This window comes from Pseudomonas sp. GL93, from assembly GCF_003408955.1.
Lineage (GTDB): Bacteria > Pseudomonadota > Gammaproteobacteria > Pseudomonadales > Pseudomonadaceae > Aquipseudomonas > Aquipseudomonas paracarnis.
Map to the genome: position 1 here is coordinate 26392 of NZ_NKRF01000062.1, position 14289 is coordinate 40680.

Here is a 14289-nt window from a genome sequence, read left to right on the forward strand (position 1 = left end):
CGGCATGGGCTACTGTGATGGTGGGCGATGGTCGTAAAACCCTGGGATTTATCCACATAGTCGACCGTTACTATCCACCCAGTGGCCATGCTGCTGGCGTGGCCTGGAACTTGCTGTCGAGGTTCAACGACGCGCCGCCAGAGCGCGCAAATGCCTAACCGCCGTGGGTGCACCCTGATGAGTAGCCAGACACGCGATATTCATATTCAACGCTTCGACCTGGAAGGCGCGCGCAGCTGGATGTCCGGCATCTGCGGGCCCCACCGCCTGGCGACGGCCACCCCCGAACGCCTGCGCTTTCACCACAGCGCCAACGTGTTCAAGTCCCGCGCCACCACCCTGGGCGTGATCGAGTACGGCACCGATGTGACTATCGACATCGAGGACGCCGAGCACTTCAGCAGCTACAGCTTGAGCCTGCCGTTGGTGGGCGAGCAGGAGCTGAGCAAGAACGGTGAACGTCTCAGTTCCAACCGCGACCAAGGCGTGATCATTTCGCCCAATGAGCATCAGGTGCTGGCGATTTCCGGTGACTGCCGCAAGTTGCAGGTGGTGATCACCCGCGCGGCGATGAGCGAATCGCTGGAAGGTTTGCTGCAACGGCCCATCGATGCACCGCTGCGGTTTGAGTCGGTGATGGATGCTGTGGACGGAGCACCGGCTTCGTGGTGGCGCATGGCGCGTTATTTCATCGCCGAGCTGGAACGCAGCAGTGAACTGTACGAGCAGGCGGCGTTTACTCGAGACCTGGAAAGCTCGCTGATCAAGGGCCTGATCCTGGCCCAACCGAATAACTACTCCGAAGAACTGCGCGACGTGCTGGGGGTGAAACTGCCGCACTACCTGATCCGCGCGCGGCAATTCATCCACGACAACGCCCGTGAAGCGCTGCACCTGGAAGACCTGGAAGCGGCGGCAGGCGTGTCGCGTTTCAAACTGTTTGATGCGTTTCGCAAGTACTTCGCACTGTCGCCCATGGCGTATCTGAAGAAGCATCGGTTGGGGGCGGTGCGCCAAGAGATTCTGGAGCAGGGCTCGATCCGCACCATCTCTGAAATTGCCCTGGGTTGGGGGTTTACGCACCTGGGGCGGTTTTCGGCGGAGTACCGCAAGCTGTTCGATGAGTCGCCCAGCCAGACATTGCAACGCAAGCGCCTGCGCAGCCTCTGAAACCAATGAAGATCAAATGTAGGAGCGAGCTTGCTCGCGAAAAGCGTCAACGATAACGCGTGCTTGCTGGATGAACGCGGCGCCTGTGAGTTTTTCGCGAGCAAGCTCGCTCCTACAAGGGAATTGTGGTGTTTGGGAAAATCTCAGATCAACTCTTCAACCAGCTGCAGGCAATGAGTCAGCCCCGGCGACTGATCATTCCCCCGCCGGCTGAGGATGATCGGCGAACTCGCCGTCGCCTCCACCACTGGCGTATAGCCAATATCCGCCCGATGCAGCACCTGCACCGACGCGGGCACCAGCGTCACGCCTATACCTGCGCCCACCAGGCCAATAGCGGTCTGCAATTCGTTGGTCCACTGCGCCACCTTCACGCTCAAGCCATGGGCGTCGAACAGTGCGATCACATGGTCGGCATAACTGGGGCGCGGGTTGCCGGGGTAGAGCACAAAGGGTTCGGCGGCCAACTGGGCGAGGGTGGCCGGGGCGCCCAGCAACGGGTGACCGCTGGGCAGCACGGCCACCAGACGATCCTCCACCAGTACGCGCTGGACGATGGCCGGGTCGTCAATGCGAATGCGCCCGAAGCCCACGTCAATGCGGCCAGCCTTGAGCGCTTCGACCTGCTGCAAGGTGGTCATTTCCGACAAGCCCAACTCCAGCTCCAGGGCCTCGTGAGTGCGCAGGCGTCGAATCAATTCCGGCAGCACGCCGTACAAGGTCGACGGTGCAAAGCCAATGCCCAGCCAGGTTTTCTCGCCTTGGCCGATGCGTCGGGTGTTGTCGCAGACCTTGCCCAGTTGTTCGAGCAGCACATTGGCATGCTCATAGAAAAACCGTCCGGCCTCGGTCAGCCGCAAGGGGCGGCTGCGTTCCAGCAGCACCACCCCGAGTTCGTCCTCCAGTTGCTGGATCTGCCGGCTCAAAGGCGGCTGGGCGATATGCAAGCGTTCGGCCGCTCGGGTGAAGTTGAGGGTCTCGCCCAGCACCTGGAAATAGCGCAAGTGACGCAGTTCCATATCGACTCCTTTCATACCTTAAGGGTATTGCATCAGACCAATTCTATATTGGAAGCCCAAAAAAATGCGGAACAGAATCGAGGCAAATCTATAAAGAACCCAACGGGTATTGCCATGCCGATTTGCGCCATCGAGTCGATTGAAACTGTCATCGTCGACCTGCCCACCCTTCGCCCGCACAAGCTGGCGATGCACACGATGCAAAACCAGACCCTCGTCATCATCCGCCTACGCTGCACCGACGGCATCGAAGGCATCGGTGAAGCCACCACCATCGGCGGCCTGAGCTACGGCAACGAGAGCCCCGACAGCATCAAGGTCAACATCGACTGTCACTTCGCGCCGCTGCTGATCGGCCAGGACGCGAGTAACGTCAACGCGGCGATGTTGCGCCTGGAGCGTAGTATTCGCGGCAACACCTTTGCCAAGTCCGGTATCGAAAGCGCCTTGCTCGACGCCCTCGGCAAACGCCTCGGGCTGCCGGTCAGTGAGCTGCTTGGCGGGCGTGTGCGGGACGCGTTGCCGGTGGCCTGGACGCTGGCCAGCGGTAATACCGAACAAGACATCAACGAGGCCGAGAAAATGCTCGACCTGCGCCGTCACCGCCTCTTCAAATTGAAGATCGGCGCGGGGGAGGTCAACCGCGACCTGGCCCATGTGATCGCGATCAAAAAAGCCCTGGGCGAGCGCGCCAGTGTGCGCGTCGACGTCAACCAGGCCTGGGATGAAGCCGTGGCCCTGCGGGCATGCAAGGTACTCGGCGACCACGGTATCGACCTGATCGAACAACCGATCTCACGCAATAACCGTGGCGGCATGGCCCGGCTCAACCTGTCGAGCCCGGTGCCGATCATGGCCGATGAATCTATCGAATGTGTGGAAGACGCCTTCAACCTGGCCCGTGAAGGCGCGGCCACGGTGTTCGCCCTCAAGATCGCCAAGAACGGCGGCCCTCGCGCTGTATTGCGCACGGCGGCGATTGCCGAAGCGGCTGGCATCGGCCTGTACGGCGGCACCATGCTTGAAGGTGGCATTGGCACCCTGGCCTCGGCCCATGCCTTTCTCACGCTGAACACCCTGGCGTGGGGCACCGAACTGTTCGGCCCGCTGTTGCTCACTGAAGACATTCTTACCGAGCCACCGGTGTACCGCGATTTCCAGCTGCATGTGTCCACTGCGCCGGGCCTGGGCCTGACGCTCGATGAAGAGCGCCTGGCGTTCTTTCGCCGTGACAAACACTAAGAGGCCTCTGCCATGTTGTTCCACGTAAAAATGACCGTGAACCTGCCCCTCGACATGCACCCCGAGCGCGCCGCCAGCCTCAAGGCCGAGGAGAAAGCCTTGGCGCAGCGCCTGCAACAAGAGGGCAAATGGCGCCACCTGTGGCGCATCGCCGGGCATTACGCCAACTACAGCGTGTTCGATGTCGACAGCGTGCAGGACCTGCACGACCTGCTGATGCAATTGCCGTTGTTCCCCTACATGGCCATCGAAGTGAATGCGTTGTGCCGGCATCCGTCGTCGGTCCATGCGGACGACCGCTGAGCCCCTTTTTAAGCCTAATAACAAGATGAGGAGTGCACCATGACCATCCGCCTGTCCCAGACTGCCCATGCCCAACAGTTTCTCGAAGAAGCCAGCGGTAACCTCAATGACGCGGGCAACCCACGCACCAAGGCGCTGATTTACCGGATCCTGCGCGACACCGTAAACATCATCGAAGACCTGGAAGTGACCCCGGAAGAGTTCTGGAAGGCGGTCAACTACCTCAATGAGCTGGGCAAAAACCAAGAGGCCGGCCTGCTTGCCGCCGGCTTGGGCCTGGAGCATTACCTGGACCTGTTGATGGACGCCGCCGACGAGGAGGCCGGCAAGTCGGGCGGCACGCCGCGCACCATCGAAGGCCCGTTGTATGTGGCCGGTGCGCCGCTGTCCAAGTACGAGGCACGGCTGGATGATGGTAAGGATGACGCGGTGCCGTTGTTCATGCGCGGGCAAGTGCGTGATACCGAGGGCAAGCCGTTGGCAGGGGCGATTGTCGATGTGTGGCAGGCCAATACGGGCGGCACTTATTCGTGGTTCGACCCGACGCAGTCTGAGTTCAACCTGCGCCGGCGCATCGAGACCGACGCCCAGGGCAACTACCGTTTTCGCAGCATCGTACCTTCAGGCTACGGCTGCCCGCCGACCGGGCCGACGCAGCAGTTGCTCGACCAGTTGGGGCGCCACGGTCAGCGGCCGGCGCATATCCACTTCTTCATCTCGGCGCCTGGGCACCGGCACCTGACCACGCAGATCAACCTGTCGGATGACCCTTACCTGCATGATGACTTTGCCTACGCCACCCGGGATGAACTGATTGCCGAGATTCGTTTCAGTGACGATCCGCAACTGGCGCGGGAGTTTGGCGTGCAAGGGCGGTTTGCGCAGATTGATTTTGACTTTGAGTTGCAGCCTGCCGCCGCGCCGGTCGAGCAGAAACGCATGCAACGCGTACGCGCCCTAGAGGACTGAATACGGTTGGAAATGTGGGAGCGGGCTTGCTCGCGAATGCGGTGGGCCAGTTAATACATGGGCTGGCTGATCCACCGCATTCGCGAGCAAGCCCGCTCCCACAGGGTTTCTATGGTGGTGCGGTTACTTGCGTAGGACCAGGTCCAACACCTCATCCCGATCCTTGATCTTCTGCAGCACTATCTCCGAACGGATATCCATCACCCCCGCCGTGCGGTTCAGGTGGTTCACGATAAAGTCCGAAAAGTGCTTGAGGTTGCGCGCTTGCACCCGCAGCACATAGTTGCTGGCGCCGGTGATCACATAGGCGCTCGCCACCTCTGGCCAGCCTTGCACTTTCTTGATGAACGTCTCATGCCAGTCCTCCACATCCTGGCGCAACGACAGGTGCACGATGGCTTCCAGCTCGATCCCCAACTGCTCGGCGTTCAATACCGCGCGGTAGCCGCTGATGATTCCCTCGCTCTCCAGCAGGCGCAAACGGCGCAGGCATGCGGACGGCGACAACGCGACTTTTTCCGCCAGTTCCTGGTTGCTGATACGGCCATCCTGTTGCAGAAAGTGCAGGAGGCGCAGGTCGGTGGCGTCGAGAATCATGCTTAGAATATATCCGCGTGTTTAGGGGTTAAATTCGAATTTCCTACAGCTTAATTAGCCTGTTACCCACCACTTTGCACGAAAATTCTGTAAATCTTCGTTCATTATTTGCTCCATATTCACTTATAAAAACCAGGACGACCCATGACCACTCGAAGCCATTGCCAAGCCCTCGACGCCCAGGATCCATTGGCGCCATTGCGCGCTCAGTTCGCCTTGCCCGAGGGTGTGATCTACCTCGACGGTAATTCCCTCGGCGCCCGCCCGGTGGCGGCGCTGGAGCGGGCCCGGCAGGTGATCGCCGAGGAGTGGGGCAATGGCTTGATCCGCAGCTGGAACAGCGCTGGCTGGGCGGACTTGTCCCAGCGCCTGGGCAATCGCCTGGCGCCATTGATTGGTGCGCGTGACGGCGAGGTGGTGATCACCGATACCACCTCGATCAACCTGTTCAAAGTGCTCAGCGCCGCCTTGAGTGTGCAGCGCCAACGTACACCTGCGCGCAAGGTCATCGTCAGCGAAGCGAGCAACTTTCCCACCGACTTGTACATCGCCGAAGGCTTGGCCGAACTGCTGCAACAAGGCTATTCCCTGCGCCTGGTGAACAGCCCGGCGGAACTGCCCCAGGCCATCGACGCGGACGTGGCGGTGGGGATGCTCACCCACGTCAACTACAAGACTGGCTACATGTACGACATGCAAGCGCTCACCACTCTGAGCCACGAGTGCGGCGCGCTGAGCATCTGGGACCTGGCGCATTCGGCGGGCGCGGTGCCTGTCGACCTGCACCAGGCCAATGCGGATTATGCGATTGGCTGCACCTACAAATACCTCAACGGCGGCCCGGGCTCCCAGGCGTTTGTGTGGGTCAACCCGGCGTTGGTGGATGTGGTGCGCCAGCCGTTGTCCGGCTGGTTCGGGCATACCCGGCAGTTCGCCATGGAGTCGACTTACGCCCCCAGCGCTGGCATTGCCCGCTACCTGTGCGGTACCCAGCCGATCACTTCGTTGGCCATGGTGGAATGCGGCCTGGACATTTTCGCCCAGACCGACATGGCCAGCCTGCGCCGCAAATCCCTGGCGTTGACCGACCTGTTTATCGCGTTGGTCGAAAGCCGCTGCGCCACCCATGGCCTGGAACTGATCACGCCGCGTGAGCACGCCAGGCGCGGCAGCCATGTGAGCTTTGAACACCCTGAAGGTTACGCGGTAATCCAGGCCCTGATCGCCCGAGGCGTGATCGGCGATTACCGTGAGCCGCGGATCATGCGCTTTGGTTTCACGCCGCTGTACACAAGCTTTACCGAAGTGTGGGACGCCGTGGAAATCCTTGGTGAAATTCTCGACAACCGCACCTGGGACCAGCCGCAATTCAAAGTCCGAAACAGCGTTACCTGATACAACTCGGATCAAAATGTGGGAGCGGGCTTGCTCGCGAATGCGGCCTGACATCCAACATCCATGTTGACTGATACACCGCATTCGCGAGCAAGCCCGCTCCCACAGGGGACAGTGTTTCAACCAGAAAGCAGTGCAATCACAATAATAAAGGGGCACACCAGTGACCACGCCAGACAACGGCTTTGCAGAAATTACCCACCGCGAACTGGGCCTGAGGCGCCAGCTCACTTCCGGCCAGATGAGCATGATCGCCATCGGTGGCGCCATCGGCACCGGGCTGTTCATGGGCAGCGCCTATGCCATTGGCTATGCCGGGCCGAGCGTGCTGGTGAGCTACGCCATTGGCGCGTTGATCACCTTGTTGCTGATGGGCTGCCTGGCGGAGATGACCGTGGCCCATTCCACCTCCGGCTCCTTTGGCGCCTATGCCGAGTTCTACATCAGCCCGTTGGCCGGGTTCCTGGTGCGTTATGCCTACTGGGCGGCGATTGTGCTGGCGGTGGGGGCCGAGGTCACGGCGGTGGCGATGTACATGAAGTACTGGTTCGCCAACGTGCCGGAGTGGGTGTGGATCGTGTCGTTTTCCAGTGTGTTGATTGTGCTCAATGCGATCAGCGTGAAGACCTTCGGCAACTTCGAGTACTGGTTCTCGACGATCAAGATCAGCGCCATTGTCGGTTTCATCATCCTGGCGGTGTATGTGGTGTTCGGCTCCGGCAACCCTGCCTACGGGGTGCAGAACTACACGGCCCACGACGGCTTTTTCCCCCATGGGTTGAGTGGCATGTGGATCGCGGTGATCGTGTCGATCTTCAGCTATCTCAGTGTCGAGATGATCGCCGTGGCCGCCGGTGAAGCCGCCGACCCGGAGCAGGCGGTGAAGAAAGCCTTTCGCGCCACCATCGTGCGGTTGGTGGTGTTCTACCTGCTGACCCTGGCGCTGATGCTCGCCATCGTGCCCTGGAACCAGGCGGGCCAGGCCCAGAGCCCGTTTGTCACGGTGATGCAGACCATCGGCATCCCCGGTGCCACCGGGGTGATGAATTTCGTGATCCTGATCGCGGCGCTGTCGGCCATGAACAGTCAGCTCTACATCACCACGCGCATGATGTTCAGCCTGTCGCGCGCAGGTTTTGCGCCCAAGTCCATGGGCGCGCTGAGCAAGAACGGCATCCCGCTCAACGCATTGCTGCTGTCCAGCTCGGGCATTGCCCTGGCGACGTTGCTCAACGTGGTGTACCCGGAAAGCTCGTTCACCCTGATGATGGCGATCTCGATGTTTGGCGCGATCTTCACCTGGTTCATGATCTTCCTCACGCACCTGTTTTTCCGCCGCTATCGCAAGCGTCATGGCGGGGCGAAGTTGTCGTTCCAGTTGCGCCTGTTTCCCTACAGCACATTGCTGGGGCTGGTGCTGATGGCAGCGGTGATGATCACCACCTATTTCACCGACGCATTCAAGATGACGCTGGTGTTTGGCGTGCCGTTCCTGGTGATCTTGTCGGCGGTTTACTACACCTTCTTTCACAAACGCACATCCTCTGTAGGAGCGAGCTTGCTCGCGAAAAACCCGAGAGCCCCGCGTTGAACCTGATAGCGCGCGTTATCGTTGGCGATCTTCGTGAGCTCGCTCCTACAGGGGGGCGGCGAGCGCAGCGAGTAAGGTGCTGGCGTAACCGGGCAATTGCTCAAACGAGCGTGCGCATAACAACAGTTTGCGGCAGGCCCATTCTTCTTGCAGGGGGTGGGCCTTGAAACGACGTTCTGACGGCCAGCGCTCCAAGGCGGCCTGAGGCACGATGCCCAGGCCCGCACCGCCGGCGACCATGCGAATCACCCCATCAAAACCGTCGGCGCGAATGCGCGTCTGCAAGCGAAAGCCAGCGTGCAGTGCCTGTTCTTCCAGGTAAACCGCCAACGCGCTGTTGGCCGCCAGGCCCACGTAGTCGTATTGCAAGCTCTCGATAAAACTCGCGCTGGTCAACGGGTGGTCCAGGGGCATGATCAGCACCAGCGGATCATCGCGAAACGCCAGGGTCTGCAAGCCGTGGGTGTCTACCGCATCGGAAATAATCCCCAGGTCCGCCGTACCCTGGCGCAAGGCGTGGGTGATGCGCAGGCTGGGCAACTCTTGCAGGTCGATATCGAGGTTGGGGTGCTCGCGCAGAAAATCCGCCAGCAGTTCAGGCAGGTATTCGCTGAGGGCGGTGGTGTTGCACAACAGGCGTACCTGGCCTTTGACGCCATTGGCGTATTCGGCCAGGTCTTGTTGCAGGTGGTCGGCCTGTTGCAGCAGCAGGCGAGCATGCCGGGCCAGGGCTTTGCCTGCGGGTGTTGGGGTCACGCCACGGCGGCCACGGTCGAGAAACGCAATGCCCAGTGACGACTCCATCGCTCGGATGCGGGCGCTGGCGGCAGCCAGGGATAAATGGCTGCGGGCTGCACCGGCGGTGATGTTGCCGGTGTCCAGGATGTGCAGGTAGAGGCGCAGGTCGATCAGGTCAAAGTGCATGACGTTTCCCAGTGACTGGAAGGGCCTCATCGCAGGCAAGCCAGCTCCCACACTTGAATGTATTCACAATTCCAAATGTGGGAGCTGGCTTGCCTGCGATAGCGGCGTCAGCCTCACACAAAACAAGAGGCTGGCTCAGTATATGGCGAATTTTCAGCCACTCTCCAGCCCTGCACAATCGGTGCATGAATACCTTCCTAGCGTTCTACCAAAACCTCGGCCCCGCCCTGACAGCGCTGGTCATCACCACGTTCCTGCTGGCCGGTACGGTGAAGGGCGTCATCGGCCTGGGCTTGCCCACTGTAGCCATGGGCATGCTTGGCCTGGCTATGCTGCCGGCGCAGGCTGCGGCATTGCTGATCATTCCTTCGACGGTGACCAACCTCTGGCAACTGGCCTTTGGCGGGCATTTGGGGGCCTTGCTCAAACGCCTGTGGCCGATGCTGCTGCTGATTTTCCTCGGCACCGGGCTGGGCACCTTGTGGCTGGGCATGGGCAGCGGGCCTTGGGTGGTGCGTGCCCTGGGCGCGGCTTTACTGGTGTATGCGCTGAGCGGGTTATTCCTGCCGACCTTCAAGGTCGCGCCCCGAACAGAGCGCTGGCTGGGCCCCTTGTGTGGTGTGATCACTGGCATCATTACCTCGGCCACCGGTGTCTTCGTGATCCCTGCGGTGCCGTATCTGCAGGCGCTGGGCTTGAGCCGTGATCAGTTGGTGCAGGCGCTGGGGCTGTCGTTCACCGTGTCGACGTTGGCACTTGCCGCCGGGTTGGCTTGGCGCGGTGTGCTGGGCGGAGGTGAAATGGGGGCGTCGGTGTTGGCGCTGGTGCCGGCCTTGCTGGGGATGTGGCTGGGCCAGGTGGTTCGCCGGCGCATCAGTGCCTTGTGGTTCAAACGTGGATTTTTCACCGGCATGGCGTTGTTGGGAGGCCATTTGTTGCTGGCTGGTTAATAATGACCGGGCATTTGTCAGCCGCTCAATGAAGGACTGCCCGTGAAAGCCCGATCTGATGAACTACAGATTTTTGTCAGCGTGATCGAGTGCGGCTCGATTTCCGCCGCCGCCGAAAAGGTCGGGCAAACGCCATCGGCGGTCAGCCGCACCTTGTCGCGCCTGGAAGCCAAGCTCGACACCACCTTGATCAACCGCACCACGCGGCGCATGGACCTGACCGAAGAGGGCAAGTACTTCTTCGAGCAGGCTAAGCTGATCCTGGCGCAGATGGATGAGCTGGAAGAGCGCCTGTCGTCGCGCCAGAAGAAACCGGCCGGGCGCCTGCGTATCAACGCCGCCGTGCCGTTCATGCTGCATGGGATCGTGCCGTACATCGCCGAGTTTCGCAGCCTCTACCCGGATATTCAGCTGGAACTCAACAGCGATGACTTGATCATTGATCTGCTGGAGCAAAGCACGGACATCGCCATTCGCATCGGCGCCCTGGCCGACTCGACCCTGCATGCGCGCTTTCTGGGCAGCACGCCGCTGCATATCCTGGCCAGCCCCGATTACCTCCAGCGATACGGCACTCCCACAACCGTGGCCCAACTGGCCGACCACACACTGCTGGGCTTTACCCACACCGAAAGCCTCAACCACTGGCCGCTGCGCCATGGCGAAGGTGACCGCTGGCTGATCCAGCCCGGCGTCAGCGCCTCCAGTGGTGAAACCTTGCGGCAGTTGGCGCTGCAAGGGCAGGGCATTGGTTGCCTGTCGAACTTCATGACGGTGCACGACCTTGAAGCCGGGCGCCTGGTGCCGTTGCTGGAGGCGTTCAACAGTGGCTATCGCCAGCCGATTCACGCGGTGTTCTACCGCAACTCGCAATTGGCGTTGCGCATCCAGTGCTTCCTGGACTTCATTCAGGCCAAGCTGGCGCGGTATGCGCGCTGATTCGTGATCTGTACGCAAGAGTGAATTGGGTCGTACGGGCTTATTCGGCAGCAGTGGGGGCTGGATACTGGGCGCATCACTTACCCAGTCAGGAGCAACCTCCATGAATGTATTCGTTACCGGCGCCGCAGGTTTTATCGGCGGTTCCATCGCTACCGGCCTGGTCAAGGCGGGCCACCACGTCACCGGCCTGGTGCGCAGCGCCGAACAAGCCGCGCAGATGACCGCCCTGGGCATCACGCCCGTGATTGGCACCCTCGATGACGCAGCCGTATTGACCGAGCAGGCGCACAAGGCCGATGCAGTAATCAATGCCGCCAGCAGCGATCACCGCGCCGCCGTGGAAACCTTGCTGGCGGCCTTGAAAGGCTCGAACAAGCCATTCCTGCACACCAGCGGTTCAAGCATCGTGGGCGATGCTTCCGGCGGCAAGGCCAGTGAAGTCATCTACTTGGAAGACAATCTGCCTGAGCCGACCGTCGACAAGGCTGCCCGCGTGGCCATCGACAACCTGATCCTCGCGGCGGCCAATGACGGCGTGAATTCGGCGGTGATCTGCAACACCCTGATCTACGGCCACAGCCTGGGCGTGAAGCGTGACAGCGTGCAATTGCCGCGCTTGCTCAAGCAGGCGCGCAAAAGCGGGGTGGTGCGCCATGTGGGCAGTGGGCAGAACATCTGGTCCAACGTGCATATTGAAGATGTGGTCGCCCTGTATCTGCTGGCGTTGACCAAGAACGTTCCGGGGACTTTCTATTTTGTGGAAAGCAGCGAAGCAGCATTCATCGACATGACCACGGCGATTGCCCAAGCGCTGAACCTGGGCAAACCACAGGATTGGCCATTGGCCGAGGCTGAGGCCGAGTGGGGCTATGAAATGGCCAACTACGGGTTGGGCTCCAATAGCCGAGTGCGCGGCAAATACGCCCGTGAACTGTTGGGGTGGGCGCCTAAGCGCACGTCGGTGGTGGAGTGGATTCGCAACGAGATGGTGTGATGTTCGCTTAGCACCGTGGTGCGGCCATCGCAGGCAAGCCAGCTCCCACCTTTGACAGGGTTCACACCTGAAAAGTGTGGGAGCTGGCTTGCCTGTGAAAGAGGCGACTCGGTACATCGGAGCTGACACTTCACTAGCCCCACCCGCCGCAATTTCGTACCATTCCCCGCCTTATCCCCCGCAATTCCCTGGTACTCCATGAACCTCACCCGTCTGCGCGCCGACGCCCTGGCCGGCCTCACCACGTCTTTCGCCTTGCTGCCCGAATGCATCGCCTTTGCGCTGGTGGCCCATCTCAACCCGCTGATGGGCCTCTACGGTGCTTTCATCATTTGCACCCTCACCGCGTTGTTCGGCGGCCGCCCGGGCATGGTCTCGGGCGCGGCCGGCTCCATGGCGGTGGTGATCGTCGCGCTGGTGGTGCAGCACGGCGTGGAGTATCTGCTGGCGACGGTGTTGCTGGGCGGGTTGATCATGGTCGCTTTCGGCCTGCTGCGCCTGGGCAAGCTGGTGCGCATGGTGCCACATTCGGTGATGCTCGGCTTCGTCAACGGCCTGGCGATCATCATTGCGCTGGCGCAATTGGAGCATTTCAAGAGCGGTGAAACCTGGCTCAGCGGCACGCCGCTGTACGTGATGGCCGGGCTGGTGGCGGCAACCATGGCCATTGTGTACCTGTTGCCCCGCCTGACCCGTGCCGTGCCGCCCGCGCTGGTGGCGATTCTGGGGGTGGGCCTGGCGGTGTACCTGCTTGGTTTGCCGACCCGCACCTTGGGGGATATGGCGCACATCGCCGGTGGCTTGCCGACCTTCGCGCTGCCGCAGATTCCCTGGACCCTGGAAACCCTCGGCATCATCGCGCCCTACGCGTTTTTGATGGCGATGGTTGGCCTGCTGGAAACCTTGCTGACCCTCAACCTCACCGACGAAATCACCGAGACCCGTGGTTATCCTGACCGCGAAAGCGTGGCCCTGGGCGCGGCGAATATGGTTTCGGGCCTGTTTGGCGGCATGGGCGGTTGCGCGATGATCGGGCAAACCGTGATCAACCTCAGCTCCGGCGGGCGGGGGCGTTTCTCCGGTGTGTTTGCCGGGGTGATGATTCTATTGTTCATTCTGTTTCTGTCGCCACTGATCGAGCGGATTCCGCTGGCGGCGTTGGTGGGCGTGATGTTCGTGGTGTCGCAACAGACCTTCGCCTGGGCGTCGTTGCGGGTGATCAACAAGGTGCCGCTCAATGATGTGCTGGTGATCATGGCGGTGACGATCATTACCGTGTTTACCGACCTGGCCACCGCTGTGCTGTGCGGTATCGTTATCGCCGCGCTTAACTTTGCCTGGCAACAGGCGCGGGAGCTGTACGCGGATGAACACCTGGAGGCTGACGGCAGCAAGCTTTACCGTCTGCATGGCACCTTGTTCTTTGCCTCGACCACGCCGTTCCTGAATCAATTCGACCCGGCCAACGATCCGGCCCAGGTCACGCTGGATTGCCGTCACCTGAGCTTTGTCGACTATTCGGCGATTGCCGCGCTGATGACCCTGCGCGAGCGCTATACCAAGGCCGGCAAGCACCTGCGGGTGCTGCATTTATCCGAGCGCTGCAAGAAGTTGCTCAAGCGTGCCAGGGTTCAGCATGACTGAACACCTACCTTTGTAGGAGCGAGCTTGCTCGCGAAAATCGTCAACGATAACGCGGGCATTCTGACGCCACGCGGCGTTCTCGAGTTTTTCGCGAGCAAGCTCGCTCCTACAGGTGGCAGGTTCATTGTTACGGCCCGACCAGGTCTTCGAGCTCCTGGGCGCGGGTCTGGGTCATGTCCAGCACGCAGCCTGTGCCATTGACCTGATCAATCGTGCCGCCGGTGGCACTGCCAGCGAAGGCGCAATTGGCGTCGCGGTATTTGATCCACAGGCGCTGCACGTCTTGCAGTTGCTGTTTGCGCGGGCCTTCCTGGGCGGCGAGGGCGGTTTTGTAGGCGCGGTTCAGGCGGTCGTCCTGCACCTTGGTTTGCCTGGCGTTGCAGTTGACCATGTCTGCGGTGGTATTCGCGCTGTCCATGCATGTTTTCAAGGCAGGGTTGTCGGCGGCATAAGCGCTGCCGCACAAGAGCAGGACGCTGGCGGCGATTGTGGTGCGAATCATGAGCGGTTTCCTGGGCAGTGGATGCGCAGTCTATGACTCAAGGGCGG

At 61.0% G+C, this 14289-nt stretch carries 14 protein-coding genes; 10 read left to right on the forward strand and 4 right to left on the reverse strand.

Going from position 1 to position 14289, the window contains the following annotated elements:
* Window positions 1–177: 177 nt before the first annotated feature.
* On the forward strand, window positions 178–1170 hold the full coding sequence (locus CER19_RS10865; RefSeq protein ID WP_116666445.1) for a helix-turn-helix domain-containing protein: 993 nt from the start codon (window positions 178–180) through the stop codon (window positions 1168–1170).
* A gap of 143 nt (window positions 1171–1313) precedes the next feature.
* Here the strand turns inward: CER19_RS10865 and CER19_RS10875 are convergent, their stop codons facing one another.
* Window positions 1314–2189, reverse strand: a complete 876-nt coding sequence (locus CER19_RS10875; protein ID WP_116666422.1) for a LysR family transcriptional regulator — start codon at window positions 2187–2189, stop codon at window positions 1314–1316.
* 114 nt (window positions 2190–2303) lie between these two features.
* Between CER19_RS10875 and CER19_RS10880 the strand changes: the two genes are divergently transcribed.
* From CER19_RS10880 to catA, 3 genes are read left to right on the forward strand one after another with little or no spacing between them, the layout of a single operon-like run.
* Window positions 2304–3431, forward strand: coding sequence for a muconate cycloisomerase family protein (locus tag CER19_RS10880; protein ID WP_116666423.1), 1128 nt, complete (start codon window positions 2304–2306; stop codon window positions 3429–3431).
* Window positions 3432–3443: 12 nt separating this feature from the next.
* The gene (gene catC / locus CER19_RS10885) at window positions 3444–3734 is read left to right on the forward strand and encodes a muconolactone Delta-isomerase (RefSeq protein WP_116666424.1); all 291 of its coding nucleotides are present in this window, start codon (window positions 3444–3446) and stop codon (window positions 3732–3734) included.
* Window positions 3735–3773: 39 nt separating this feature from the next.
* Entirely contained in the window at window positions 3774–4703 is a 930-nt protein-coding gene (gene catA / locus CER19_RS10890; RefSeq protein ID WP_116666425.1) for a catechol 1,2-dioxygenase, read from the forward strand.
* A 123-nt stretch (window positions 4704–4826) separates the two neighbouring features.
* Here the strand turns inward: catA and CER19_RS10895 are convergent, their stop codons facing one another.
* On the reverse strand, window positions 4827–5300 hold the full coding sequence (locus CER19_RS10895; RefSeq protein WP_003194103.1) for an Lrp/AsnC family transcriptional regulator: 474 nt from the start codon (window positions 5298–5300) through the stop codon (window positions 4827–4829).
* Between the two features lie 144 nt (window positions 5301–5444).
* On the opposite strand from CER19_RS10895, the gene kynU reads away from it, so the two are divergent.
* Window positions 5445–6695, forward strand: a complete 1251-nt coding sequence (kynU, locus tag CER19_RS10900) for a kynureninase (protein WP_116666426.1) — start codon at window positions 5445–5447, stop codon at window positions 6693–6695.
* Window positions 6696–6858: 163 nt separating this feature from the next.
* On the forward strand, window positions 6859–8286 hold the full coding sequence (locus CER19_RS10910; RefSeq protein WP_116666427.1) for an amino acid permease: 1428 nt from the start codon (window positions 6859–6861) through the stop codon (window positions 8284–8286).
* Window positions 8287–8331: 45 nt separating this feature from the next.
* On the opposite strand, the gene CER19_RS10915 is transcribed toward CER19_RS10910, so the two are convergent.
* The gene (locus tag CER19_RS10915; RefSeq protein WP_116666428.1) at window positions 8332–9210 is read right to left on the reverse strand and encodes a LysR substrate-binding domain-containing protein; all 879 of its coding nucleotides are present in this window, start codon (window positions 9208–9210) and stop codon (window positions 8332–8334) included.
* A gap of 185 nt (window positions 9211–9395) precedes the next feature.
* Here CER19_RS10915 and CER19_RS10920 point away from each other — a divergent pair, with 185 nt between their 5' ends.
* The 4 genes from CER19_RS10920 to CER19_RS10935 all read left to right on the forward strand — a co-directional run bounded on the left by CER19_RS10920 (window position 9396) and on the right by CER19_RS10935 (window position 13740).
* Complete coding sequence (locus tag CER19_RS10920; protein WP_116666429.1) at window positions 9396–10160, forward strand: sulfite exporter TauE/SafE family protein; 765 nt, start codon at window positions 9396–9398, stop codon at window positions 10158–10160.
* 42 nt (window positions 10161–10202) lie between these two features.
* On the forward strand, window positions 10203–11099 hold the full coding sequence (locus CER19_RS10925) for a LysR family transcriptional regulator (RefSeq protein WP_116666430.1): 897 nt from the start codon (window positions 10203–10205) through the stop codon (window positions 11097–11099).
* A 103-nt stretch (window positions 11100–11202) separates the two neighbouring features.
* Window positions 11203–12096 (forward strand): NAD-dependent epimerase/dehydratase family protein, encoded by an 894-nt coding sequence (locus CER19_RS10930; RefSeq protein WP_116666431.1) that lies wholly within the window; start codon window positions 11203–11205, stop codon window positions 12094–12096.
* 198 nt (window positions 12097–12294) lie between these two features.
* The gene (locus tag CER19_RS10935; protein WP_116666432.1) at window positions 12295–13740 is read left to right on the forward strand and encodes a SulP family inorganic anion transporter; all 1446 of its coding nucleotides are present in this window, start codon (window positions 12295–12297) and stop codon (window positions 13738–13740) included.
* Between the two features lie 127 nt (window positions 13741–13867).
* On the opposite strand, the gene CER19_RS10945 is transcribed toward CER19_RS10935, so the two are convergent.
* Entirely contained in the window at window positions 13868–14242 is a 375-nt protein-coding gene (locus CER19_RS10945) for a lysozyme inhibitor LprI family protein (protein WP_116666433.1), read from the reverse strand.
* Window positions 14243–14289: the final 47 nt, after the last annotated feature.

Coding starts and splice junctions, on each gene's coding strand:
- CER19_RS10865 (WP_116666445.1), top strand. CDS start 178: ATGAGTAGCCAGACACGCGATATTCATATTCAACGCTTCGACCTGGAA.
- CER19_RS10875 (WP_116666422.1), bottom strand. CDS start 2,189: ATGGAACTGCGTCACTTGCGCTATTTCCAGGTGCTGGGCGAGACCCTC.
- CER19_RS10880 (WP_116666423.1), top strand. CDS start 2,304: ATGCCGATTTGCGCCATCGAGTCGATTGAAACTGTCATCGTCGACCTG.
- catC (WP_116666424.1), top strand. CDS start 3,444: ATGTTGTTCCACGTAAAAATGACCGTGAACCTGCCCCTCGACATGCAC.
- catA (WP_116666425.1), top strand. CDS start 3,774: ATGACCATCCGCCTGTCCCAGACTGCCCATGCCCAACAGTTTCTCGAA.
- CER19_RS10895 (WP_003194103.1), bottom strand. CDS start 5,300: ATGATTCTCGACGCCACCGACCTGCGCCTCCTGCACTTTCTGCAACAG.
- kynU (WP_116666426.1), top strand. CDS start 5,445: ATGACCACTCGAAGCCATTGCCAAGCCCTCGACGCCCAGGATCCATTG.
- CER19_RS10915 (WP_116666428.1), bottom strand. CDS start 9,210: ATGCACTTTGACCTGATCGACCTGCGCCTCTACCTGCACATCCTGGAC.
- CER19_RS10920 (WP_116666429.1), top strand. CDS start 9,396: ATGAATACCTTCCTAGCGTTCTACCAAAACCTCGGCCCCGCCCTGACA.
- CER19_RS10930 (WP_116666431.1), top strand. CDS start 11,203: ATGAATGTATTCGTTACCGGCGCCGCAGGTTTTATCGGCGGTTCCATC.
- CER19_RS10935 (WP_116666432.1), top strand. CDS start 12,295: ATGAACCTCACCCGTCTGCGCGCCGACGCCCTGGCCGGCCTCACCACG.
- CER19_RS10945 (WP_116666433.1), bottom strand. CDS start 14,242: ATGATTCGCACCACAATCGCCGCCAGCGTCCTGCTCTTGTGCGGCAGC.